The 23,874-nt window shown below is 65.2% G+C and carries 22 protein-coding genes; 7 read left to right on the top strand and 15 right to left on the bottom strand.

The features are described 5' to 3' along the window. Positions 1 to 660: a response regulator transcription factor gene (locus ARGLB_RS19645; protein ID WP_003805807.1), complete on the bottom strand. Its 660-nt coding sequence runs from the start codon at positions 658 to 660 to the stop codon at positions 1 to 3. A gap of 81 nt (positions 661 to 741) precedes the next feature. Next, a complete protein-coding gene (locus tag ARGLB_RS19640) occupies positions 742 to 4,005 on the bottom strand; it encodes a 2-oxoglutarate dehydrogenase E1 component (RefSeq protein ID WP_043419908.1) in 3,264 nt (1,087 codons plus the stop codon). 200 nt (positions 4,006 to 4,205) lie between these two features. Here ARGLB_RS19640 and ARGLB_RS19635 point away from each other — a divergent pair, with 200 nt between their 5' ends. Next, positions 4,206 to 5,135, top strand: a complete 930-nt coding sequence (locus tag ARGLB_RS19635; RefSeq protein WP_003805805.1) for a LysR family transcriptional regulator — start codon at positions 4,206 to 4,208, stop codon at positions 5,133 to 5,135. Between the two features lie 45 nt (positions 5,136 to 5,180). Here the strand turns inward: ARGLB_RS19635 and ARGLB_RS19630 are convergent, their stop codons facing one another. Continuing rightward, positions 5,181 to 6,353 carry an acyl-CoA dehydrogenase family protein gene (locus tag ARGLB_RS19630; protein ID WP_003805804.1) on the bottom strand — a complete coding sequence of 391 codons (1,173 nt, stop codon included), beginning with the start codon at positions 6,351 to 6,353 and terminating at the stop codon, positions 5,181 to 5,183. Between the two features lie 222 nt (positions 6,354 to 6,575). Between ARGLB_RS19630 and ARGLB_RS19625 the strand changes: the two genes are divergently transcribed. The 4 genes from ARGLB_RS19625 (at position 6,576) to ARGLB_RS19610 (ending at position 9,453) form a co-directional block, all read left to right on the top strand. Continuing rightward, positions 6,576 to 7,142 carry a MaoC family dehydratase gene (locus ARGLB_RS19625; RefSeq protein WP_003805803.1) on the top strand — a complete coding sequence of 189 codons (567 nt, stop codon included), beginning with the start codon at positions 6,576 to 6,578 and terminating at the stop codon, positions 7,140 to 7,142. Then, positions 7,139 to 8,029, top strand: a complete 891-nt coding sequence (locus ARGLB_RS19620) for an HpcH/HpaI aldolase/citrate lyase family protein (RefSeq protein WP_003805802.1) — start codon at positions 7,139 to 7,141, stop codon at positions 8,027 to 8,029. The genes ARGLB_RS19625 and ARGLB_RS19620 overlap by 4 nt, the downstream gene beginning before the upstream one ends. Beyond that, entirely contained in the window at positions 8,022 to 9,167 is a 1,146-nt protein-coding gene (locus ARGLB_RS19615) for a CaiB/BaiF CoA transferase family protein (RefSeq protein ID WP_003805800.1), read from the top strand. The genes ARGLB_RS19620 and ARGLB_RS19615 overlap by 8 nt, the downstream gene beginning before the upstream one ends. 70 nt (positions 9,168 to 9,237) lie before the next feature. After that, positions 9,238 to 9,453: a hypothetical protein gene (locus ARGLB_RS19610; protein ID WP_139023422.1), complete on the top strand. Its 216-nt coding sequence runs from the start codon at positions 9,238 to 9,240 to the stop codon at positions 9,451 to 9,453. 30 nt (positions 9,454 to 9,483) lie between these two features. Here the strand turns inward: ARGLB_RS19610 and ARGLB_RS19605 are convergent, their stop codons facing one another. Further along, entirely contained in the window at positions 9,484 to 10,275 is a 792-nt protein-coding gene (locus ARGLB_RS19605) for an IclR family transcriptional regulator (protein WP_003805797.1), read from the bottom strand. A gap of 112 nt (positions 10,276 to 10,387) precedes the next feature. Here ARGLB_RS19605 and ARGLB_RS19600 point away from each other — a divergent pair, with 112 nt between their 5' ends. Then, positions 10,388 to 11,179 carry an alpha/beta fold hydrolase gene (locus ARGLB_RS19600; protein ID WP_003805796.1) on the top strand — a complete coding sequence of 264 codons (792 nt, stop codon included), beginning with the start codon at positions 10,388 to 10,390 and terminating at the stop codon, positions 11,177 to 11,179. A 2-nt stretch (positions 11,180 to 11,181) separates the two neighbouring features. On the opposite strand, the gene ARGLB_RS19595 is transcribed toward ARGLB_RS19600, so the two are convergent. The 5 genes from ARGLB_RS19595 to ARGLB_RS19575 form a co-directional block, all read right to left on the bottom strand. After that, a complete protein-coding gene (locus ARGLB_RS19595; RefSeq protein WP_003805795.1) occupies positions 11,182 to 11,844 on the bottom strand; it encodes a carboxyltransferase domain-containing protein in 663 nt (220 codons plus the stop codon). 36 nt (positions 11,845 to 11,880) lie between these two features. Beyond that, positions 11,881 to 13,623, bottom strand: coding sequence for an acetyl/propionyl/methylcrotonyl-CoA carboxylase subunit alpha (locus ARGLB_RS19590; protein WP_003805794.1), 1,743 nt, complete (start codon positions 13,621 to 13,623; stop codon positions 11,881 to 11,883). Next, positions 13,616 to 15,235: a 5-oxoprolinase subunit B/C family protein gene (locus tag ARGLB_RS19585; RefSeq protein WP_003805793.1), complete on the bottom strand. Its 1,620-nt coding sequence runs from the start codon at positions 15,233 to 15,235 to the stop codon at positions 13,616 to 13,618. The genes ARGLB_RS19590 and ARGLB_RS19585 overlap by 8 nt, the downstream gene beginning before the upstream one ends. Then, complete coding sequence (locus tag ARGLB_RS19580; RefSeq protein WP_003805791.1) at positions 15,219 to 16,556, bottom strand: MFS transporter; 1,338 nt, start codon at positions 16,554 to 16,556, stop codon at positions 15,219 to 15,221. The genes ARGLB_RS19585 and ARGLB_RS19580 overlap by 17 nt, the downstream gene beginning before the upstream one ends. Positions 16,557 to 16,624: 68 nt before the next feature. Further along, positions 16,625 to 17,383, bottom strand: a complete 759-nt coding sequence (locus ARGLB_RS19575; RefSeq protein WP_003805790.1) for a LamB/YcsF family protein — start codon at positions 17,381 to 17,383, stop codon at positions 16,625 to 16,627. Positions 17,384 to 17,520: 137 nt separating this feature from the next. Between ARGLB_RS19575 and ARGLB_RS19570 the strand changes: the two genes are divergently transcribed. Beyond that, positions 17,521 to 18,237 carry a GntR family transcriptional regulator gene (locus ARGLB_RS19570; RefSeq protein ID WP_003805789.1) on the top strand — a complete coding sequence of 239 codons (717 nt, stop codon included), beginning with the start codon at positions 17,521 to 17,523 and terminating at the stop codon, positions 18,235 to 18,237. Between the two features lie 83 nt (positions 18,238 to 18,320). Here ARGLB_RS19570 and ARGLB_RS19565 read toward each other — a convergent pair whose 3' ends face one another. The 6 genes from ARGLB_RS19565 to ARGLB_RS19540 are packed head-to-tail and all read right to left on the bottom strand — an operon-like array spanning position 18,321 to position 23,868. Continuing rightward, positions 18,321 to 19,859 (bottom strand): amino acid permease, encoded by a 1,539-nt coding sequence (locus ARGLB_RS19565; RefSeq protein WP_003805788.1) that lies wholly within the window; start codon positions 19,857 to 19,859, stop codon positions 18,321 to 18,323. Beyond that, the gene (locus ARGLB_RS19560; RefSeq protein ID WP_003805787.1) at positions 19,860 to 20,759 is read right to left on the bottom strand and encodes an alpha/beta fold hydrolase; all 900 of its coding nucleotides are present in this window, start codon (positions 20,757 to 20,759) and stop codon (positions 19,860 to 19,862) included. It abuts the gene before it with no gap. A gap of 10 nt (positions 20,760 to 20,769) precedes the next feature. Beyond that, positions 20,770 to 21,933, bottom strand: a complete 1,164-nt coding sequence (locus tag ARGLB_RS19555; RefSeq protein ID WP_003805786.1) for a pyridoxal phosphate-dependent aminotransferase — start codon at positions 21,931 to 21,933, stop codon at positions 20,770 to 20,772. Then, entirely contained in the window at positions 21,933 to 22,541 is a 609-nt protein-coding gene (locus tag ARGLB_RS19550; protein WP_003805785.1) for an RraA family protein, read from the bottom strand. Before ARGLB_RS19550 ends, ARGLB_RS19555 begins: the two co-directional genes overlap by 1 nt. Further along, positions 22,538 to 23,200 carry an RraA family protein gene (locus ARGLB_RS19545; protein WP_003805784.1) on the bottom strand — a complete coding sequence of 221 codons (663 nt, stop codon included), beginning with the start codon at positions 23,198 to 23,200 and terminating at the stop codon, positions 22,538 to 22,540. The genes ARGLB_RS19550 and ARGLB_RS19545 overlap by 4 nt, the downstream gene beginning before the upstream one ends. Then, positions 23,200 to 23,868 carry an RraA family protein gene (locus tag ARGLB_RS19540; RefSeq protein ID WP_003805782.1) on the bottom strand — a complete coding sequence of 223 codons (669 nt, stop codon included), beginning with the start codon at positions 23,866 to 23,868 and terminating at the stop codon, positions 23,200 to 23,202. Before ARGLB_RS19540 ends, ARGLB_RS19545 begins: the two co-directional genes overlap by 1 nt. Positions 23,869 to 23,874: the final 6 nt, after the last annotated feature.

Genomic DNA, 23,874 nt, shown 5'->3' with positions numbered 1-23,874 from the left:
TTATCCGATCCAGCGGTAGCCGAAGCCCCGGATCGTTTCGATCCGGGCGGGACGGCCCAGCTTGGCCCGGAGCGCCGTCATGTGCACATCCAGGGACTTTGAAACCGCGACAAAGGCGTCTCCCCAGACCTGGTCCATCAACTGCTGCCTGCTGACCGCCGTGCCCGGGTTGTCCACCAACGTGGCGAGCAGCTCGAATTCCTTGGTGGTCAACGGGACGGCTTTGCCCGCAACGGTTAGCTCCCGCCCGGCAAGGTCAACCGCCAGGTCGCCGAACTGGCGGACGCTGGACGTCGACTCCCGTGCCCTGTTGGCCCGCCGGCGGATCGCTTCAATCCGGGCCAGCAGCTCGGTCATCCGCGCCGGCTTGACCAGGTAGTCGTCGGCTCCGTTCCGCAGCCCTCTGACCACCGACCGTTCGTCGTCGCGGGCGGTGAGGATGATGACCGGCACGGCCGAGACCTGGCGGAGGTTTCGAAGGACCTCGATCCCGTCCATGTCCGGCAGGCCGAGGTCCAGGAGAATAAGGTCGAATTCCGGGTGTCGTGTGAGGACGTCCCCGCCGCGGGACATGCGGTCCGCGGGGATGCGGTGGGAAGCCAGCGCATCGAGCAGCGCGCCGGCCACGCCGTCATCATCCTCGACGACTCCTATGCGCATTCCCTTGACTCCTCTCACTGCGCGGGGCGGTGCAGGCAAGCCTGCACCGCCCCGCGTCTGTCCGTTACTCTAGGCCCCGCTTCAGCTGATGCGGAAGTCCACTTCGCCGGCCTGGGCCGCCGTGTCGAGAAGACGCTCCTGCGCCGCCTTGTGCTGGGCCGAGTAGCCTTCGGCGGGAGAGGCAGCTTCGGGCCTGCCGACGTACCCCAGATTGAAACGGCCCAGCCCCAGCTTCAGGAGTTTGGGAAGCACGTACGTCCACGCGCCCATGTTTTCCGGTTCCTCCTGCAGCCACACGATCTCTTCGAGGTTGGCCGCTGCGGCCACTTCCTGCAGAATCTCCTCCTGCGGGAACGGGTAGAGACCTTCGAGCCGCAGGAGCCGCACACCGTCTCCGAGACGGTCCTTGATTTCGACGCCGACCTTGCCCGAGCAGAGGAGCAGCCTGCGGGTCTGGTCGCTGGAGGCTCCGTTGGAAAGGACGGGGTTAAAGCGGACCGGTGAGAAGTCGGCCACGGGTGACTTGGCCGACTCTGCCCGGAGGAGCGACTTGGGGGTGAAGATCACGTACGGCCGCGGATCATCTGCCGCCGCTGCTCCGACCAGGGCCGCAAAGTACTGGGCCGCTGTTGTGGGGATCAGGATGCGCGAGTTGTTCCGCGCGGCAAGCTGGAGGAACCTCTCCAGCCGCGCCGAGGAGTGCTCGGGCCCGGCGCCTTCCCAGCCGTGGGGGAGGAGGATAACCAGCCTGCTGTCGCGGCCCCATTTGTCGTGTCCGGCCATGATGAACTGGTCGAACATCACCTGGGCAACGTTGACGAAGTCGCCGAACTGGGCCTCCCAGATCTGCAGGGAGTTCGTGTTGGTCCGGCCGTAGCCGTACTCGAATCCAACGGTGGCGACCTCGGTCAGGGGTGTGTTTGCCACCAGGAACGGAGCTTTGTCGAAGGCCAGGCGCTCGGCCTTGTCACCGGTGGTGGCATCGTGGACAACGATGTGCCGGTGGCTGAAGGTCCCACGCTCAACGTCTTCGCCCGTCAGCCGGACAGGCACGCCTGCCTCGTTGATCAGTTTCAACGCGAGCAATTCTGCCTGCCCCCAGTCAACCATTGCATCCTGGGCCCGCGTGTTCAGCCGCTTTGAGAACTGGCGCATGAGCTTCGGGTGGATCGCGAAGCCATCCCGGTCCTGCTCGGCCAAGTCGAGGACCTGGACGGCCCAGTCGGCCGGTGCGGTTTCCAGCGCAGCCCGCACGGCCGGCCGGGGCGGCAACTGCTGGTTGACCACCGTTTCCAGGTCGAAGGTCCGGGCCTTCTCCAAGGATTCCACCAGGGCAGCCCGCGCCGCGGTCTTGGTAGTTTCCACATAGCCGGAGGGGACGAGGCCGGAGGCCTCGAGGCGGGCAGCGTAGATTTCGTGCACGGGAGGGTGTTCATCGATATCGGCGTAGTAGACAGGCTGCGTATAGCGCGGCTCGTCCGTCTCGTTGTGGCCATGCCGGCGGTAGCCGAGCACGTGGATGATGATGTCCTTGCCGAACCGCTCGCGGTAGTCGAAAGCGATCTTTGCGGCGACCAGGTTGGCGTCGATGTCGTCGGCGTCGGTGTGGATGACTGGCACGTCGAAGCCCTTGACGACGTCGGAAGGCCACAACGTGGAGCGGAGCTGGAAGGGGGTGGCCGTGAAGCCGAGGCGGTTGTCCTGGACGATGTGGATGCTTCCGCCCACATCGTAGGGTGCCAGGTTCTGCAGGTTCAGCGTCTCGTACACCACGCCCTGGCCGGTGAAGGCGGCGTCGCCGTGGAGGAGAACGGGAAGGACACGGCGACGGGCCTGCTCCCTGCTTTCTCCGCCGGCCACCAGCTGATCCTGCTTCGCGCGGACCGCGCCGAGTGCCACGGGGGACACAAACTCCAGGTGGCTGGGGTTCTGTTCGAGGGTGACGTTGATGGAGGCACCGTCGACGTCGTCGAACCTTCCTTCGCCCCCGAGGTGCTGGCGGACGTCGCCCACGGGGGCGTTCGCTGTGGCGCGCGCTGTAGGCAGGAATTCCGCGAGGATGCGCTCGGCCGGCCAATTCAGGACATGGGCCATGATGCTCAGCCGGCCACGGTGCGCCATGCCCAGGACCGCGTCGGAATAGCCTGCCTCCGCGGCGTGCCCGGCCATCTCAGCAAGGGCGAGGACCGTCGCTTCCAAGCCCTGGACAGACAGCGTCTTCTGGCCCAGGAACTGGGTCTGCAGATAGGCCTCGAAGACATCGAGTTCGGTGGCCAGCCGCAGTGCCTGGAGGCGGCGGGAGGAAGCGGGCGACGGCGTACCGTTCCGCAGGAGCTCAGCGAGCCACTGGCGGGATTCGGGATCGGAGAGGTGGCTGAATTCCACTTCCACGCCCTCGGGAAGCCAGGATCCTTCGTTGCGTGCACGCACCGGTTCAAGCCTGGCGACGGCGGTGCTGGCGGAGCTTTCGTACTCGGCCAGCCTGATGTCGTCGTGTTCGGATCCCGGCTGGGCGGGAATGCCGAGCAAGACCTCGCCGGCGGATGTACCGCGGAGCTCGCCTTCGAGCTCTGCGAGGAATTCCGGGGAGCGCAGAAGTTTCTCGACGGTCCCCAGGAAGAGCCCGGAATCCGCGCCCTGGATGGCGCGGTGGTCGTAGGTCGAGGACAGCGTGAGCACGGGATCCACATGCTGGGTGCGGGCCAGCGTCTCAAGCCCGGCCGGGATGCCGATGGCTCCCGCTGCAACGATGATTCCGGGGCCCGGCGGCAGCAGTGGGACGCCGGTGGTGGACCCGAACCGGCCGGTGCTTGTCAGGATCAGGGTGGCGCCGCGAAGATCCGAGACTGCGACCGACCCTGCCCGGCAGGCCTCGGACAGTTCACCGAGGCGGCTGACGAAGGTAGGGAAGGAAAGGCTGGCGGCGTTACGGATAACGGGGACCATGATCGAATGGCCGGCCGCAGTCTCTACGTCCACGGCCACGCCGAGGTTCACCGTTGCTTCTTCGACCAGGACCAGGTCCTTGTCTGCGGCTTCAATCCTGCGCCTGGCTGCGGGCACAGGACCCTGTGCCGCCCGAGCCATTGCCGTGGCAAGGACTGCGGCGATGGGGACGTTGAAGCCTTCCTCCCGCAGCTTCTCGCGCCACTGCATCAGCGCCGACACCTCGAACGTCCGGATGGTTGACGCTGTGGGGATTGCCAGGCTGGCCTCCATGTTCCGGGCCATCGCTGCAGACCGGCCGCGGAGCGGGCGCCGAACGTCGGTGCCCGTCGTGTTGCCGGTGCCGGAAGCGGACCCGGCGGAATTGGAATCGGGGGTGGTTACGTTGTGAAGCATCATCTTCGACTTTCGCGGGGGACAGGGTCTCAGGTGCCATGAGGAGGGAAGGCTGCGGCGGCACCCCAAACGGGATGCATTCCATACTCCTTGTTATGGATAGCGGCCACCAATACTTTTCTGTGATGGGTGTATGTCATAGTGTGATCGTGCGACTTCAGCTGGGTCGAGTACGGCATGGCCCAGTCAGGGACGGAGAAAACATGGAAATGAGGCAGCTCCAGGCACTGCTGGCCGTCGCGGACACGGGTAGTGTCACGCGAGCCTCCGAGCTCCTGCATGTTGTGCAGCCTGCCGTCACGCGGCAAATCCACAACCTGGAAACCGAGCTCGGGGCAATCCTTTTTGACCGGAGCCGGGCGGGGATGCGCCCGACGGACATCGGCATGCAGGTCATCGAACGCGCCCGCCGGGCACTCAGTGAGCTGGACCGTGCCCGGGAAGAGGCGCGATCATCGGGGGCGGGCCTGTACGGCATCGTCACTGTCGGTCTTCTCGCGAGCACTGCCGCGTTGCTCGCCGTGCCCGTGGTTTCTGCAGTGATGGAGCGGCATCCCGGCGTACGGCTGCGGGTGGTGACCGGATACGGAGGCCACCTCAGCCGCTGGCTTGAGGCCGGGGACCTGGACGTTGCCCTCACATACAACCAGCCGCCGGCAGCCGCCCTGGACGTGAAACCGCTTTTGGAGGAGGACCTCTGGGCAGTTGCGCCCCCGTCCGCAGGACATGTCGCGGCTGAGGGTGTGGACTTCCGCGAGCTGTTGCAGCGTCCCTTGGTCATGCCCAGTGCGCCGCATGGCATCCGCACGCTCGTTGATGGCGCCGCGGCGCGTGTCGGGCTCCAGCTGGACATTGCCGTGGAAACGAACGACGCGGGCGTCCAGAAACAGCTCGTGCGGGGCGGCCTTGGATGGACAGTGCTGCCAGGCATTATGGTGGCGCAGGAAGCAGCGGGCGGCGTCCTCAACGCGGCTCCCATCGTCAATCCGGTCATCCCGCGAAGGATCGTCCTCGCCAAGCCGACCAGCGTCCGGTCTACGAGCGCTGTCCGGATGGTTGCTGGGATTTTGGAGGAAGCTGTTCTTGGCCTGATTGATGCCGGACGGTGGCCATCCGCCCGCCTCGTCCAATAATGGGCTGGCCTTGAGTGCGCCGACGCGTCCCCAGCTGACGGCGTATCAGTAGGAGCGGGGCAGGCCCAACACCTTGGTGGCCACGAAGGACTTGATCATGTTGTTGTTGACCGGGGCCACCTGGAACATGCGCGTTTCGCGGAACTTCCGCTCGACGTCGTACTCATCCACGAAGCCGTACCCGCCATGGGTGTCCAGGCAGGCGTTGGCGGCCGCCCAACTGGCTTCAGACGCGAGGTGCTTGGCCATGTTGGCCTCGGCGCCACAGGGTTCGCCGGCGTCGAAGAGCCGTGCTGCCTCGTAACGCATCATGTCGGCTGCCCGGACCTTCATGTAGGCGTCGGTGATGGGGAACTGCACTCCCTGGTTGGTGCCGATCGTGCGGCCGAAGACGGTGCGGCTGTTGGCGTACTCGACTGCCCGGCTGGTGAACCAGTAGCCATCACCGATTGCCTCGGATGCCAGGAGGATGCGTTCCGCGTTCCATCCGTCGATGACGTAGCGGAAACCCTTGCCGACTTCGCCGATGACGGCAGATTGCGGCACGCGCATGCCTTTGTAGAAAATCTGGTTGGTGGCGTAGTTGAACATCGTGCGCACCTTGACGACTTCGAGGGTTTCCGGCTGTTCGGCGCGTACCTGGCGCAGATCCACCAGGAAGAGGGTCAACCCGTGCGTCCGGTCGGCTCCCTTGTCGCCGGGCTTGTCGGACGTGCGGGCAAGAACAAACGCCAGGTCCGATTCGTCGATCCGGCTGGTCCAGCTCTTGTGGCCGGTAATCACATAATCATCGCCGTCCTTGACCGCGGCGGTTTCGATGCTGGTTGTGTCCGAACCGGCCGCGTCCTCCGTGATCGAGAACGCCTGCAGGCGGAGCTCGCCCGAAGCAATCGCCGGAAGGTAGGCGTTCTTCTGCTGCTCGTTGCCGTGCCGGAGGAGGGCGCCCATGGTGTACATCTGCGCGTGGCACGCCGCGGAGTGTCCGCCGGACTTGTTGATCTCCTCCATGATCACACTGGCCTCGGTGAGCCCGACGCCGAGGCCGCCGTACTCGGCGGGGATAAGCGCCGCCAGGAGCCCTTCCTTGGTCAGCCTGTCCACGAACTCCTGCGGGTACCGACGGTTACGGTCCGTTTCGCGCCAGTACTCGTCCGGAAACAAGGCGCAGAGGGTGCGCGTCTTCTCCCGCAGCTGCTCAACAGAGGTTTCAAGTGTCATTGGGTGCTCCTTCGGATGTGTGGCTAGTGCGCCTTTGGTAGCCCGATGTCCACAATACAAAATATATTTGCGATGGCGCAAGGGCTGGTTTTGCTCTTCTGCTGAACCGCTCGGCTCTAGAAACCCTTGACAGTCCCGTGTTGAACCGGGAATTCTTGGTCTAGTACAAAATATATTCACGATTCATGAAGTCGTGAAACTGGTCGAAGGAGACGACAAAGCATGACTGAAACAATGCCGCAGCCCACCGCGGGCCAGACGCGGATAGTGCCGGGATGGACCGGACGGCTCTTTGAAGACTTCGCAGTAGGGGACCTCTACTACCATCCGTTCGGCAAGACCGTCACCGAAGCTGATAACCACAGCTTTACCCTGATGACGCAGAACGTCGCCAAGACCCATGTGGACAGGAACTTTGCAAAGGCCACCGAGTTTGGCCTGCCGCTCGTGAACTCGACGCTGACGCTGGCACTGGTCACCGGACAATCCACCATCGATCTGTCAATGAACGTGTTTGCGAACATGGGCTGGGATGAGGTCAGGATGCCCAACCCGGTCTTTGAAGGCGACACCATTTACTCACGGTCCAAGGTGCTGGCTGTTCGGGAGTCCAAGTCCCGCCCCAACCTGGGCCTGGTGACGGTGGCCACCGAGGGATACAACCAGGATGGGAAGATCGTGATCAGCTACCGGCGCACGTTCATGGTGTACCGGCATGGCCACCTTCCGGGCGTGGAGTCTGCTCGCCCGGACGAATCAAGCCTTCCTCAGACCGGGGATTTCCAGTGACGGCGGGGGAGACGACGGCACCTGCCGCAATGTCGGCCACGGCTACCGGGGCGGAGCTCGTTTCGGCAGCTGTGACCGCTCTGTTTGTTCCGGGTGACCGCCCCGAGAGGTTTGCCAAGGCAGCTGCCTCAGGTGCCGACGTCGTGATCATCGATCTTGAGGACGCCGTGGCTCCGGCGGACAAGCCGATGGCCCTGGCGTCAACTGTGGACGCGTTGGCGCGCGGCGGCATGCGCGCCCTGGTGCGGGTGAATCCCGTTGGAACGGCCAGCCATGACGCCGAGGTCTCGGCGTTGCTGGCACTCACTGAATGGCCGCATCACGGACTGCTGGGAATTGTGCTTCCCAAAGCTGAGCGGGCCGCCGCGCTGAACGGGCTGCGCGTCTCGCTCCCGGCGGATCTTGCGCTGGTGCCACTTGTCGAATCGGCGCTGGGACTCGTTCACGCCCTGGATCTGGCTGGCGTGCCCGGCGTGACCCGGCTGGCGTTCGGTGCCATCGATTTCTCCCTCGACATCAACGCTGACAGCGCCGACCGATTCCTTGACCACGCCCGCTCGGGGCTGGTCGTTGCTTCAAGAGCCGCGGGCATAGCGGCGCCGCTGGACACTCCGTCTACTGAGATCCGCGACGAAGGTGCCGTTGCGGCTTCGGCCAAACTCGCCCGCAACTTCGGGTTCGGCGGGAAGCTGTGCATTCACCCTGCCCAGATCGGTGCGGTGGATGCAGCTTTCCTTCCTTCCGACACGGAAATCGAGTGGGCCCACGGCGTGGTGGGTGCCGAGGGCGGCGCCACCCAGGTGGACGGTCAGATGATCGACCGCCCCGTCACGGAGCGCGCCAAGCGGATACTGGAGCAAGCGCGGAAGGAGCCCTCACGTGGCTAAACTTCCCCTGGCGGGTCTCACCGTAGTCTCGCTCGAACAGGCGGTCGCGGCCCCGTTCGCCACCCGGCAGCTCGCAGACCTGGGGGCGAGGGTCATCAAAGTGGAACGGGATACCGGCGACTTCGCCCGCGGATACGACCGCAAAGTCAACGGGATGTCGAGTTACTTCGTGTGGCTGAACCGCGGCAAGGAAAGCATCGTCCTGGACCTCAAATCCGACGAAGGCCTCCGAGCGCTCAAGGAACTGGTGTTGCGCGCCGATGTTTTGGTGCAGAATCTCGCGCCGGGAGCCGTCGAACGGCTGGGGCTCGGACCGGACGATGCCCTGGCACTGAATCCGCGGCTGGTGCATGTGTCCATTTCCGGGTATGGACGGGGCGGATCACACGAACAGAAGAAGGCCTACGACCTCCTGATCCAATGCGAGGCCGGGCTGTTGAGTGTCACGGGAACTCCGGACTCACCGGCGAAGGTCGGCGTATCCATCGCCGACATTTGCGCCGGCATGTACGCCTATTCGGGTGTCCTCACTTCCTTGCTGCAGCGTGCCACCACCGGACGGGGCGACGTGCTGGAAGTGTCCATGCTGGAAGCGCTTGGCGAATGGATGAGCCAGCCCTACTTTTATGCCGAGTACGGCGGTGCACCGCCTGTCAGCAGCGGGGCGCAGCACGCAAGCATTGCACCCTACGGTCCGTTTGCCACGGCCGACGGAACGGTGTTCTTCGGGATCCAGAACGAGCGTGAATGGGCGATTTTCTGTGCGGAGGTCCTGGGACAGCCCGGCCTCGCGGCGGACCCCCGGTTCAGCACCAACACGCTCCGGGTGGAGAACCGTGCCGAGTTGCATGCCTCGATCCACGAAGTCCTCGGCAGCCAAACCACAGATGACGCCGTCGCCCGGCTGGACGCTGCCAACATCGCCAATGCGCAACTGCGCGACATGCACGGCTTCTCGGCGCACCCCCAGCTCGAGGAACGGAACCGCTGGCGCGAGGTCGAATCACCTGTGGGGCCACTGCGAAGTCTGATCCCGCCGGTCACGTCCCGGGAGGCAGGTTTCCGCATGGGCCCCGTTCCGGAACTCGGAGAGCACACGGCGAAGATCCTGGCAGAGCTGGGGGTGACGGCCCGGTGACATCCCTTCGATGCCCTGGTGCCGGGTGCCGCGCGCCCAGAGGCAGGGTAATACGGTGCCGCACGTGCCGATGAACCGGGAAGACTGGGCCCACCTGGTAGGCGGCATTGTCGAAGTGCGGCTGAATGGCACCCTTATCCGCGTGGGCAGGGTAATCCAGGCCACTGCCGATTCCTCGATGCTCTGGACCGAGGCCGACGCCGTGGAGCAGCGGACGCTTTACTCCAAGGCTTGCGGGTACGAGGTGAGGCCCCGTTACGCCCTTGGTGGGGTGGGCCGGTACTGAATTTGGGCTCGTTTCGTCCCCGGAGGCACCCTACGCCTCGCCCGGAAACCGACCGCCGATCAGCCTGGTCATGTGCTCGGCGGTCGCAAGCAGCGGCTCCACCCAGGCCTCACAGGTCTCCAGGGGCATGCGCAGGGTAGGTCCGCTGATGGTCACCGCGCCCACCAGTCCGGCCGCGGAGTCGAAAACCGGTGCGGAAAGCCCCGAAGCCCCGTGTTCGCGCTCAGCCACCGTGATCGCAAAGCCGTCCGTCCGGGTCTGCTTCACCACGCTTTCCAGGTCTTCGGAACTGGTAATCGTGGACTCGGTTATCGGCTCCAGCGGATCCTTGAGGACGGCGTCCATGAGCTCGGGATCCCACGCCAGCAGGACCCGGCCCGCGGAGCCGGCGTAGAGTGGAAGCACCTTGCCAAGATGCATCTCCCGGCGCAGTGCGTGGCGGGTCTCAGCCATGGCGACACACACCCGGTAATGCTGCTCGGCCTTGAAGAAGCAGGCCGTCTCGCCAGTGGTGTCCCGCAGGGTCTTCAACAGGGGGCTGAGAACGTCGATGACTTCCATGCCCCGCGTGGCCGGAGCCGCCCAGTATGCCATCCGCATGCCGATGCGGTAGGCATCCTCCTCCCGGTCCAGGAAGCCCTGGGAGGTGAGGTTGGTGACCAGCCGCTGGACGGTGGAAGTGGGCATCCCGGTGTACTCCCGAATGTCGCTCAGCGAGAGCACCGGCCGGGAGAGCGAGAAGGCATCCAGGATCGACGTGATCTTCCCCAGGACGAGCAGGGGGTTGCTGCTGGATTTGGCTGAAGCATCGGCTGCCGACATAGGACTCACGCTAGACCGTGGCTTCACCACGGTCCAATTTCGCTGGCCAACCCCACAGCCCATTCTTCGCCCAGTCTGCAGTCCGGCCCTCTGCAGGTAAATTGAACGGGTGATGTTGAAAAGGGCCGTCGCTCCCGACGGGGCCGAGCTTGCCTGGGCTGAGGAAGGCCAAGGCGAACCGCTGCTGCTGGTGGCGGGCCAGGCCACAGGAATGGCCGGCTGGAACCCGGTGGTGCCCGGCCTGGCCCGGTCGTTCCGGGTCATCCGCTTCGACCACCGCGGCATCGGCGCCAGCACCGAAGGCTGTGCGGAAAACTACGGCACGCGGGCATTTGCTGCGGACGCGGTTGCGGTTCTCGACGCGGCCGGCGTCGGCAAGGCGCACGTCTACGGGCACTCGATGGGCGGCCGGGTCGCCCAGTGGTTGGCCGTGGACTTCCCATCCCGGGTGGTTTCGCTCGTCCTGGCGGCGACGAGCGCTGGCGACGCCGGGGGAGTAGGACGCGACCCCTCCGCGACCGCCGCCCTCATCAGCGGAGACCCCGCGCAGATGGCACCCTTGTTTTTCAGTCCTGACTGGACCCGCGCAAACCCGGCGGCCGTTGCCGCGTTTTTCCGGGTCCAGGCATCGGCCGCCGTGAAAAGCCGGCACTTCAGGGCAAGCCGGCTGCACGACGCCTGGGACGTTCTTGCCTCAATCCAGGCCCCGACCCTGATCATCCACGGCAGCGAAGATGCCCTCGCGCCAGTTGCCAACGCCGTCATGATGGCGGAGCGGATTCCAAACTCGCAGCTGATCCAGGTCGACGGCGGCCGGCACGGACTTCATCTGGACGAGGCCCGGGTCCAGACGTGGATCGAGGACTTCCTGTCACTGGCGGTCCCCGCGGGAGCCGCGCACTGAATTCAGCGCCGGGGCATCCGGAAGCGGATCCTGTCGCCAATGCGAAATGATGCTGTTTCCGGATCTACACAACGGGCCGGAACTGTTCCGATCACGAGGTCGTAGGTTGCTGTTCCCGCTGCCGTCACCGCGAAGCCCTCGCTGGATATGGTGAGCGTCCCGGGCAGTACCAGCCGTGCCACTTCCCGGGGCCGGTAACCAGCGGACAGTCCCCGGAAGTCCCTCCTGAAGAGCTGTGGCGAGATCCCCGGCGTCGCGAAATCCTGGACGATGTGCGTTCTGCGGGTAAGGCGGGCAACGAAGGCCTCGGGCGTGAGTTCGCTGGCGGCGGCAGCGAGCTGCAGGTCTGCATCCTCTGCTTCCAACGACAACGGCCACTCGAAGAGCTGGGCAGGCGGGGACTCCAGGGGTTGGGCGACAGTGGATTCAAGGGCGATCAGTGCTGCCTTGATGGAAGCGTGGCTCCACAGCAGGGGGTCGTAGTCCACCACCAAGGAGCGGCCCGCCGTCGTAACTTCCCCGATACCCGGCAATCCATACAATTCGATGGCTTTTTCCAGGGATATGATTTTGCGCCGGACGGCGAGGGCGTCTGTCCCGCTGATGATGGCGGAAGCTTGATTTTGTCCGGAGTTGATCACCGTGAACGTCGGTGAGAATCTCATGGTTCTTGCTTTCCTGACTTGCGTTGAACGGGGGCTTCAGACGACTGTGGCCAGCTTGGTTCCGGTCTGGACATCGTCGCCGGCCGCGACCGTGAGTTCTTCGACGGTTCCTGAGCGGGGAGCTGGGACCTGGGATTCCATCTTCATTGATTCGAGTACCAGCAGTGGCTGGCCCTGGGCCACTTCGTCTCCTTCATCGACCAGCCATTTGACGACTTTGCCGAACATGGGTGATTGAACCGTTCCGTCCGCCTCTCCAGAGTCAGCCTCGCGGCCGTTATGATCGCCGGGGGCGCCAATGCCTGGGGTCAGCAGCGCGAGGAGCTGTTCCGGCAGGCCGACGAGGTGGCGTCGCCCGTCGATCTCCAGCGGGAGTTGGCGGAGGGCCTGGTCGAGTGTGGGCTGCGGGGCGTAGGCGGGATCGGGCAGGATCCCGGCCTGGAATTCTGTTTCGATCCAGCGGGTGTGCACTTTGAAGGATGTGGACTCACAGAACTGTGGTGACTGGACCACAGCCTGGTGGAACGGCAGGACCGTGGGAACGCCGGTAATGGACAGTTCCGTGAGCGCGCGGCGTGCCCGCCGGAGTGCCTGCTGCCGGTCCGAGCCGGTCACAATCAGTTTGGCGATGAGGGAGTCGAACTGGGGTGGGACGTCGGAACCGCTGGTGACACCGGAATCGAACCGAACCCCTGGACCGGTAGGTATCTGGAGGGTGTCAACTGTTCCGGGTGTGGGCAGGAAGCCGCGGCCGACGTCTTCGGCATTGATGCGGAATTCAAAGGAGTGCTTCAGCGGGCGCAACCCGTCCTGTACTTCGAGCGGTTTGCCCTGCGCGATGTGCAGCTGCTCCATAACGAGGTCCACACCATAGGTTTCTTCGGTGACCGGATGCTCTACCTGCAGGCGGGTATTTACTTCCAGGAAAGCGATGTCCCCGGCCTCGGAGACAAGGAATTCAACTGTTCCGGCACCACGGTAGCCGGCTTCCCGGCAGATCGAGCGCGCGGCGTCATGGATGGTCTCTTCCTGTGCAGCGGTCAGGAAAGGCGCCGGGGCTTCTTCTACCAGCTTCTGGTTCCGCCGCTGCAGCGTGCAATCACGGGTCCCGATGACGACAACGCGGCCGGAGTTGTCTGCCAGGACCTGGGCTTCGACGTGCCGGGGCCGGTCCAGGTACTTTTCGACAAAGCATTCGCCTCGGCCGAAGGCCGCTTCGGCTTCCCTGACGGCGGAATCAAAGGACTCCTCGACGGTGTCGATGTCCCTGACGACCTTCAGCCCACGTCCGCCGCCTCCGAAGGCGGCTTTGACGGCCATCGGCAGCCCGTGTTGTTCGGCAAAAGCCTTTGCCTCGGCTGCGGAGCGTACCGGGCCGTCGCTGCCCACGACGAGGGGTACTCCGGCGCGGACGGCCAATTGTCGGGCCGTGACCTTATTGCCCAGTTCACGGATGGTTGCCGGCGGGGGTCCGATCCACACCAGGCCCGCGTCGAGCACGGCCTGGGCAAAGTCTGCATTCTCGGAGAGGAAGCCGTAGCCGGGGTGGACGGCGTCGGCGCCTGCGCGCCGGGCAGCGTCGATGAGTTTGTCGATGTTGAGGTAGGTCTCCGCGGGGGAGTTGCCGCCCAGGCCGTATGCCTTATCGGCGGTGCGGACGTGAAGGGCGTCGATGTCCACGTCGGCATAGACGGCAACAGATTCCAGACCGGCATCATTACAGGCGCGGGCGATGCGCACAGCAATTTCGCCGCGGTTCGCGATCAGGACTTTATGCATCGGTGGTCTCTTTCTGCGGTGAAGATATTCGGAGGCGCACGGAGCTTCCGGGGCGGATCTGGGCTGCCTTTTCCAGCTGGTTCTCGGCCAGGACGGCGATGACCGGGTAACCGCCGGTTGTGGGATGGTCGGACAGGAACACGACCGGCTGTCCGCTGGGCGGTACCTGGATACTGCCTGCAATGGTGCCCTCGCTGGGCAGTTCCCCGGTCCGTCCCCATTGCAGGACCGGACCTTCGAGCCGCATGCCCACACGGTTCAGGTCGTTGCTGACTTCCCAGCTGGTGCTGCCCAGCAGAGCAAGTGCTTCGTCGGTAAACCAGTCATGCCGGGGGCCAAGGGTGACATCGAGGACCGTCGCGTCAGGATCTGAGAAGTCCGGCTGTGGCTCCGGCCATCCCACGCAATGAAGACCTTTTACCGGGGCCACGGAAAGAAGCTGTCCCGGGGCAACGGGGGCAGGGCCAAGTCCGGACATGGTGTCCGTGGAACGGCTGCCCAGTACCTTGGGGGTGTCAAAGCCGCCTCGAGCGGCCAGATAGCAGCGGAAACCGCTGGTGGGCTTACCCAGGGTAAGAACCTCACCCGTGAGCAGCGCGAACGGATGTGCCATCGGAACGGTCCTCGCCCCGTGGGGGGATGTGATCCGGAGTTCGACCGGGGCGCCCGTAACGGCCAGGACCTGATCACCAGCGGCTTCCACGCTGAGCCCGCCGTCGACGATTTCCAGGCCCGCCGCACCTGGTGGGTTTCCGACGACGCGGTTCGCGCGCTTCAGGGAGGGACGGTCCATGGCTCCGGAGGTGGAGACGCCGACAGCTGCGTGCCCGGTCCGGCCGAGATCCTCGATCAGGGTCAGCGGAAGGGACTGGATGACGCGCAGCCCCTCCCCGGTCCCATCCTTCTTCTCTTCGGCGCGGGAGTCGGCGGAAATGGTGGAGGCCAACGCCCGGACGGGCTGGAACGCGACTCTCGTGCCGGGCATGACCAGGGCGGGGTTTTCCCGCCCGAGGTCCCACATGGTCGCATGGGTGCGGCCGATGATCTGCCAGCCGCCGGGTGACTGGCGCGGGTAGACCGTGGAGTAGTGTCCTGCCAGTGCGACCGATCCTGCAGGGACGGACGTGCGGGGGCTTGACCGCCGCGGGACGTCCAGGATGTTGTTTTCCCCGACCATGTACGCAAGTCCGGGGGAGAACCCGGTGAACGCGGCAGTCCAGGTCTGCGCCGAGTGGACGTTCACGACTGCTTCCGGCGTCAGGCCGCAGCGGTCTGCGACGTCACGCAGGTCTTCTCCGTCGTAGACGACGTCGATTGGTACCAGTTCACTGTCGCCCTGTTGGCGGGGCGGGAAGACCAAGCCAAGCAATGCTTTGCGGATGCGATGCGCGGCTTCGGGGTTGGCGCAGGTGATCAGGACGGTTTCAGCTGCGCTGATGACCTCGAGTTGGTCCGCCATGGGGTTGCGGGTGAGGTGTTCCTGGAGTGCCAGGACGTCGTCGGTGCGCTCGAGTTCTGCCAGGAGCGCCCGTTGGCCGACGAACCTGACTTCGCGGACCCGGCTTGCGCCGGCGTCAGGGGTGGCAGGTTGGGCGTCATACGTGGGCTTCATCGACCAGCCTCAGGTCTTCTTCGGGGCGCGGATCGCGGCCCAGGGCCATGCCGATGACGGTGATGATGGCCATGGCGCCGAGGTAGATCGGGATCAGGTTCCAGCTGCCGCCGCTGGCTGCGGTCAGTGCCGTGAAGACCAGGGGTGCGATGGCTCCACCGACGACGCCGGCGAGGGTGTAGGCCAGTGAGCTGCCGACGTAGCGGAGGCGGGCGGGGAATTGTTCGGTGATGTAGGCGGCCTGCGGGCCGTACATGAGGCCCTGGATGGACAGAGCAACGGCCACGCCAACGATGAGGGTCACCGGTGATTTGTCCTGGGTCATCATGAAGAACAGAGGGATGTAGATCGCGGCAGCGATGGTGCTGAGGGTGTAGACGAGTCGACGGTTGAAAATGTCCGTGAGGATGCCGGCCAGCGGGATGACGCACATCTGGCAGGCGGATCCGATGAGGATGGCGGCGAGGACGTTGCTGGCGGTCAGGCCGAGTTGGCTGGTTGCATAGACGGCGACGTAGACGGTGAAGAGGGAGTACATGACGTCCGGGAACAGCCGTGACAGGGCTGCCGAGATCAGGGCCCGGGGCTGGGTCTTGAAGACCTCGGACACCGGTGCCTTGGACCGTTCGTCCTTGGCGACGAGGGCCTGGAAGACGGGTGTTTCTTCGAGCTTGAGGCGGATGACGAGCCCGAAGACCACCAGCAGGGCGGAGGCAAGGAATGCTACGCGCCATCCCCAGCCCAGGAAGTCAGTGGTGCTGAGGCTTGCCGCCAGCAGGGCGAGGACGCCGTTTGCCATGAGGTTGCCGGCGGGCGGGCCGATTTGGGCCGCGGAGGACCAGAAGCCGCGGCGTCGGGGGTTGCCGAATTCGCTGGAGAGCAGGACGGCTCCGCCCCATTCGCCGCCGACGCCGATGCCCTGGGCCAGGCGCAGGAGTACCAGGAGGGTGGGCGCCCAGATGCCGAGGACTGAGTAGTCGGGCAGGACACCGATCAGGACTGTTGCGATGCCGATGAGCAGAAGGGTGATGACCAGGACGTGGCGGCGTCCGATCTTGTCACCGAGCCGGCCGAAGAAGATACCTCCAAGGGGGCGGGCAAGGTACCCGACGGCAAACGTGGAAAAGGACAGCAGTAGCCCGACGAATTCGTCATTTCCCGGGAAGAAGATTTTCGGGAAGACGAGGGCGGAGGCAACGGAGTAGATGGCGAAGTCGTAGTACTCCAAAGACGTCCCGCTAAGGCTGGCGACGTAGGCTTTGACCGCACTGCGGGTTTTGCGGCGCCTGAAGTCTGCGGTGGTCAGGTCTTGCTCTGGCATTGTTGCTCCCATGATGTGCTCCAAATGATGAGGGGGAGTGGGTTGATGTGCGAGAGGTGTTTCGGCTGTTAGACGAAACTCCTGATGACGATTCCTGCTGATTCGAGCGCTTTACGGACACGGCTGGCCATGGTGACGGCCCCTGCTGTGTCGCCGTGGACGCAGATACTCTCGGGGGAGACGTCGATGTCCACGCCGTCGAGAGTGGTGATCTTTCCTTCTGTGACCATGCGGACGACGCGTTCTGCGACCTCGTCGGCATCGTGCAGTACGGACCCGGGAAGGGACCGGGGCGCCAGGCGGCCGTCGGCGGTGTAGGCACGGTCGGCGAACGCCTCGGGGACACCCCGGAGGCCGGCGGCCTCTGCCCGTGTCAGGATCTCTGAGTTGGGCATGGCCAGGATGGGCAGCGTGGCGTCGACGGCCTTCACGGCGTCTACAACGGCCTGCGCATGCGCGGCGTGGTGGACGATTGCGTTGCCCAGTGCACCGTGCGGTTTGACGTAGGTGACGCTGGTTCCGGCCGTCTTGGCGATGGCCTGGAGGGCGCCGACCTGGTAGATGATCTCATCCGTCAGCTGGATCGGATCAACATCCAGGAAGCGCCGTCCAAAGTTGGCCAGGTCGCGGTATCCGGGGTGGGCGCCGACCTGGACGCCGCTGGCTGCGGCGGCGGCGCAGGTGGCGCGCAGGACGGAAGGGTCCCCGGCGTGGAAGCCACAGGCGACGTTGGCGCTTGAAACGGAACGGAACATTGCGGCGTCATCGCCGAGTTCCCACCGGCCGAAGGATTCGCCGACGTCGCTGTTCAAATCGATGGTGTTCATGGCTGTGATCCCTATCTCACGAGGTGTTCACACAATCATGCCCCAAAAACCAGAATCGTTCTACGATTTTTTCCAGATTTCTTAAATTCGTTCAACGATTGATGGACGCTGGCGGCGAGGAAGTGTAGATTCTGGGTATGGAATTGCTGAAGACCGCGGAAGTCGACCCTGGGGCGGAACCGGGTGCGGGCGTACCCGAAAAGACAGCCAGCACCGCCGTTGCAGCGAAAGTGGCAGCAGAGCTTCGGCGGCAGCTCACGAAGGGCCGGCTCAAGCCGGGGGAGCGCCTTAGCGAACCAGGGTTGACCAAGAGCCTCGGGGTGTCCCGGAATACCCTCCGAGAAGCATTTGCTGAGTTGAGCTCGGAGCGTCTGGTGGTTCGGCTTCCCAGTCGCGGGGTCTTCGTCGCATCTCCTGGCCCGGCAGATCTGCGGGACTTTTACGTCGTGCGGCGCACTGTCGAGGTCAGCGCGGCACGCAACGGGGGAACAGCGGAAAGAATTGCCGCTGTCGGCCAGGCAGTCGAAGAGGGCCGGGCAGCAGCAGCATCCGGGGATCTCAACGCCCTCGCAACCGCCAACCAGCGGTTCCATGGGGCCATTGTGGAAATGGCCGAAAGCGACCGGCTGAACAGCCTGATGCAGCAGGTCCTGGCCGAAATGCGCCTGTTCTTCCACAAGGAAACCGTGGACGTTGCCTTCTATACGCGGTACTTGCAGGAGAACGAATTGATTGCCGAAGCCCTGTCGGCGGGGGATTTCCGCGGAGCCGGTGACATGCTGTTGGAGTATCTGCGCCGGTCTGAAGACCACCTGATGTCCATTTACCTCTACGGCGAAGGGCGCAGGGACTGACGCTTTAAAACTGCACGGGGACGGGCGGCTGGTTGGCTGCCCGTCCCCGTGCATACGGCCGGGAATTTACAGGGTTATTGGCCCTAGCGTTCCGGCTGGTTTGTCACCACCGGGAAGCTGCCGGTGTAGCCCTGCCGTTCCCGGGCAGCGGCGTGGATCCCCTTGCGCGCGGAAAACCAGCCCGCGATCAGGAGCGGAATCACGATCAGAAGCGATGCCAGGACCCACCGGCCGGTTTCGGAGAACCCCATCGATGCCAGGACGAAGCCCAAAAAGGCCAGGGTCAGCCAGGCTGTGAACGGGGTGCCGAAGAGCCGGAAGGCTGGCCGGACCAGCCTGCCTTCCCGGGCCTGCCGGTGCAGCTTCATCTGGCACAGGATGATGGTGGCCCAGCAGCCGATGATGCCGAGCGCGGATACTTCCAGGACGATTTCAAAAGCCTGCGACGGGGCCAGTGCGTTGAGTCCTACACCGAGCAGGGTCAGCACGGTGGTGAGGAGAATTCCCCCGTAGGGGACACCGTTGGCGCTCATCCGGGCGGTGAAGCCAGGGGCCGAACCGTTCAGCGCCATGGACCGCAGGATCCGCCCGGTGGAGTACAGCCCTGCATTGAGGCTTGAAAGCGCGGCGGTCAGGACGACGAAGTTCATCACCGACGCGGACGCGACACCGGCGTCGGGGTTGCCCAGGTGGGAGAAGAACGTCACGAACGGCGATTCACCGGCCTTGTAGGAAGTGAAGGGTAGAAGCAGGGAGAGCAGGAGGACCGACCCGACGTAGAACACAGCGATCCGCAGCACCACGGTGTTAATGGCTTTTGGCATGGTCTCGGCGGGTTTTGCGGTTTCGCCGGCGGCCGTGCCGATCAGTTCGATGCCGGCGTAGGCGAAGATCACGCCGCTTGCCGCCAGGAGCGGTGCGATGCCTCCGGCCGGAAAAATCCCGCCGTTGTCGGCGATGACGCTGAATCCGGCCGGGCCGGCATCGGTGGCCGAACCAGTGAGGATGAAGACGACGCCGATGACCAGAAACCCTACGAGGGCGAGGATTTTGACCAGCGCGAACCAGAACTCCATCTCACCGAAGAGCTTGACGGACACCAGGTTCAGGGCGAGCACGACGACCAGCGCGATCAGGGCAAGGGCCCATTGCGGAACTGCCTGCAGGGGTTCCCAGTACTGTGCCCAGAACTTCAGGTAGAGGGCGGCCGCAGTGACGTCGACGATGGAGGTCATGGCCCAGTTCAGGAAATACAGCCACCCCGCGGCGAACGCCATCTTCTCCCCGTAGAACTCGCGCGCGTAGGAGACGAAGGAACCGGACGAGGGCCGGTGAAGGACGAGTTCGCCGAGGGCGCGGAGGATCAGGAAGCCAAAGAACCCGCAGACCGCGTAGACAAGGATGAGCGCCGGGCCGCTGTTGTGGAGCCGGGCGCCGGCTCCCATGAACAGGCCGGTGCCGATGGCGCCGCCGATGGCAATCATTTGAATTTGCCGGGGTTTGAGTGTCTTGTGGTAACCCTGCTCTTCGCTGGCAAAGTCGCGCACGGCGCTGCTGACGTCGCCGGTGAGTTCCCGCTCGTTTTCCAGTTCGTCGGCGCGGTCGTGTTGGGGTGCTTTCATTCAGTTTTCTCCGAAGGGTTTGGGCCGGCACATCCTTGTGCCGGAAGGGGTAGGGTCAGGCGCGCGCGGTCTCCGTTGCAGGTGCGGGTTCATGGCCCGTGCCTGGAAGGCGGCAATCCTGCGCCACATTTCCGGGGCGTTGGAGTACATCGGGAAGTGTCCGCTGTTGGGGATTTCGGCCAGCTCCACGCCGTTGGCGGCCAGGTGCGGCAGGTAACTCAGAGTGTTGTTCTGCTCGCCGTACATGAACATCCGCGGGAACGGCAGGGAGAGGAACTTCTCCATCAGGTCTGCGTTGTCTGAGAGGTCCACCATGGATTCAAAGATTCCCCGGACGGCCCGGGCGCGTACCTTGTAGCGGACACTCGTGGCATACAGTGGGCTGGAGTAGAACGGCGCTGCCCAGTTCCGGGCGATGAAGTCCTCCAGGAACTGCTCCGGGTCCTCATGCGGGTGCAGGAAAATCTGGCGGCTCAGGAAGCAGTCCTCCGGTGCGACGTTTCCCTCGATGTCGGTGAAGCTTGCCACGCGTTCCGGGTGTTGATGGGCGAGCATCAGGGAGGTCAGTCCGCCCATCGAGTGACCCACCAGGTCGAACCGGTCGATGCCCTGCTCGGCGAGTGCCGCCAGGGCCGTTTTGACCAGGAAGGGGATGGAGATCCTGTCCAGGTCGGCGCATTCTGACTCACCGCAGCCCGGCGCGTCATAGGCGAAGACGGGCCGGCCGGCGAAGGCAGGATGCAGTGCGACGTCGGCGTAATCCTCCTTGGTGGAGCCGAAGCCGTGCAGGAACACGATCGGGAGCCCGGTGCCTTCGCGGCTGATGCAGGACAGGCGCACCCCGGTCCCGTCGATGCTCAGCGGCAGCCAGTGCCGGGTCAGGCCTGCGTGGATGGTCAAGGTATTCCTTTCAGTTGGTTCGCGCGTCCGCGCGCGTCATGTCCCGGACTGTCGACGCGAAACGCACGAGCCCTTCTTTGAGGCTGTCGACGTCGGTGGCGAAGGAGATGCGTATGTGGCCCTCGCCGGAGGGCCCGAACTCGCTGCCGGACCGGACCAGGACGCCGGCCTCGGCAAAACGCGCGGCCATCTCGTCAGAGGTCAGGGATGAGGTGATCCTGGGGAAGGCGTAGAACGCGCCCTGGGGCGTGAGCATTTCGACGCCGGCCAGCCCGGTAAGGAACTCGACCACGATGTCCCGCCGCTGCTGGTAGGACAGTGCAGCGGCCTGAAGGTCGGCGTCGGGAATCTGAAGGGCAGTGAATGCCGCGTCCTGGATGAACGTGCTCAGGGGACCGTTGAGGGTGCGGTGAATGGTGTTGATCCGGCTGGCCAGTTCCGCGGGGGCCACCACATGCCCCAGCCGCCAGCCGGTCATGGCGTAGGTCTTGGAGAACGTGCTGCAGCAGACCACCTGGTCCCGGACGTTTGCCAGCGTCATGGCTGAGGTGAAGGCACCGCCGTCAAAGGTGATGTCCGCATAGGCTTCATCGGCCAGCAGCAGCAAGTTGGGGTTGTCCTGGAGGAGCTGCTCGAGCCGATGGAGGTCGCTGTCGGGGTAGACGCGGCCGGTTGGGTTTCCGGGATTGCAGAGGATGATCATCCTGGCCGTGGCTGCCTCGTGGCGGAGGGTGTCCAGGTCCAGTGAGCCGTCGGCGAGGTTGGGGACCCAGATGACCTCGGCCCCGATCATGGCTGCATGGTCGGCGTAGAGGGAGTAGGTCGGTTCGGGGATCAGAATCCTGTCCCCGGGGTTGACCAGGGCAAGCATGGTTGCTGCGAGCCCGCCGCTGCCGCCATGGGTGAGCACGATCTCCTCGGACATTGTGGGCCGGCCGTATTTGGCGGTTGTGTGCCTGGCGAGGGCGTGCTGCAGTTCGGGGGAGCCGGCCATCGGTGCGTAGCGGGTCCGGCCCCGGGACAGGGCGGTGATGGCCGCTTCGACGACGGCTGCCGGGGTGCCGGAGTCCGGTTCGCCCATGGCCAGGGAGATGGCGCCGGGTTTGCCGGCACCGAGGGTCTTGGGCCGGCGGCTGCTGCTGATGATGCGTTCCACGGCATGGCTGGCGGACATCACCAGCTCCCCTCAGTCTTCAGGCCGTACAGTTCGAGCGTGGTTTTGCCGGCCCTGATGTCGGCGATGATCCGTTGCTCGTCGGCGACGCGCTGGTCGGCGCGGCTGATGATGGCGGCTGCGGAGTCCTGGGGCAGGACGACGACTCCGTCCGCATCACCGACGACCAGGTCGCCGGTGTGGACCACGACGCCGCCCACGCGGACGGGGGAGCGCATGTCGCCTGGGTAGTCCTTGACGGTCCCGACGACGGTGACGTGCCGGGAGAAGACGGGAAAGTTCATGGCGGCCATTTCCTCGGAGTCGCGGACGCCGCCGTCGACTACCAGCCCAAGAATTCCACGGTGCTGCGCGGCGACTGCGAGCACTTCACCCCAGTGGCCGTAGGCCGCACCCTGCAGGTCGACAACGAGGACGCTGCCGGCGGGTGCGGCCAGGACGGCGTTGTGGAGGGCGAGGTTGTCCCCGCCGATGCCCCGGACGGTGAACGCGGGCCCGGCGACTTTTGCCCCGGCCCAGGCGGCGCGGAGGCCCGGATCGCAGGCGCAGGGCAGCTTGGCGGCTTCGTACAGTGTGGCCGCGGAGTGTCCGCCGGCTGCGGCGCTCATGCTTTCCTCCACTGGAGGTCGTGGTAGCCGAGGTCTGCGCGGGCCTGGACCAGGGTGGATCCTGCCTTGACGGCCTCGATGATCCTGGCCTCGACGCCTTCGATGCGTTCGGCGATCTCAGCGATCTCTTCGGCACGTGACGCCGGAACCGCCAGGGCGCCGTCGGCATCTCCGCAAATAATGTCCAGCGGGGAGATTTCGACGTCGTTGATGGTCACCGGGGCGTTGACGGCGACGAGCCGCACGCGGTCCTTGCCGGTGCGCATGAACCGGCCGCGGCTGAACAGCGGATAGTTCTGCCGGAGGGCAGCGTTCAGGTCGCGGCAGACGCCGTTGATGACAGTGCCGCCGATGCCGCGGGCGGCCGCGATTTCGGTCATGATGCCGCCCCAGACGGTGACGTCGGTGCGGGCGTGGTTGTCGATGAGCACGACGGCGCCCGGCGGGACGTCGTCCAGGAAGTCGCCGACGCTGCCGCGTTCGGAGCCTGCGGGTTCGTACTGGACGGTGAAGGCCGGCCCGCCGATGCGGAAGTCGTAGGTCAGCGGAGCGAGGCCGTGCAGGGTGCCGTGGATGCCGAGGGAATCCATGGCATCTGAAATGGACGCGGTGGGGATCGCCTTGAGGCGTGCGGCGATGTCTGAGGTGGTGGTGTTCATCAGTGTCCTTCGGTGGTTCCGGCCAGGCGCGCGTCACGCATGGCTTCATGGAGTGCGACGCCGGCGCGCAGGTCCGCGGCGATGCCGCGCTCCCGCTCGGCCACGGCCTGGGCCTTTTCCAGCACTTCTTCGGCGTAGGCGCGGGGCACGACGACGACGCCGGTCTCGTCGGCGAACACGACATCGCCGGGGGTAACGGTGACGCTGCCGAGCTGGACCGGTTCGCCGGTGGAGCGCTGCTGCAGCCGGCCCCGGGCGGTGGCCGGGATGCGTCCCTTGGCGAAGACAGGAAAGCTCATTTCGCGGGCTTCGTTGACATCGCGGCAGGCGCCGTCGGCTACTACGCCGCGGACGCCGTTCAGGGCTGCGCCCAGGCTCAGGAGCCCGCCCCAGCAGGAGACGTCGGTGCGCCCTTCGTTGTTCACCACGATGACGTTCTCATCGGACGCGGCGGCGACCGCGGCTGAGCCGATGTGGGCGCCGGAAGGGCCGGGCACATACGGCTCGAGCTGGACGGTCACAGCGAAGCCGACGATCTTGGGATGGCCCCAGACCGGCAGAAAGCCGGCCTGCCCGGGCGGCAGGCCGAGGGCATCGAGCGCGTCGGAGACGGCGGCGGAATCAAGCTCCGCGTAACCGCTGAGGAGCTGGGTGTTTTGGGAAGTCATGCATCC

This window comes from Arthrobacter globiformis NBRC 12137 (assembly GCF_000238915.1).
GTDB lineage: Bacteria > Actinomycetota > Actinomycetes > Actinomycetales > Micrococcaceae > Arthrobacter > Arthrobacter globiformis.
This window is presented reverse-complemented; position numbering and strand designations above follow the sequence as displayed.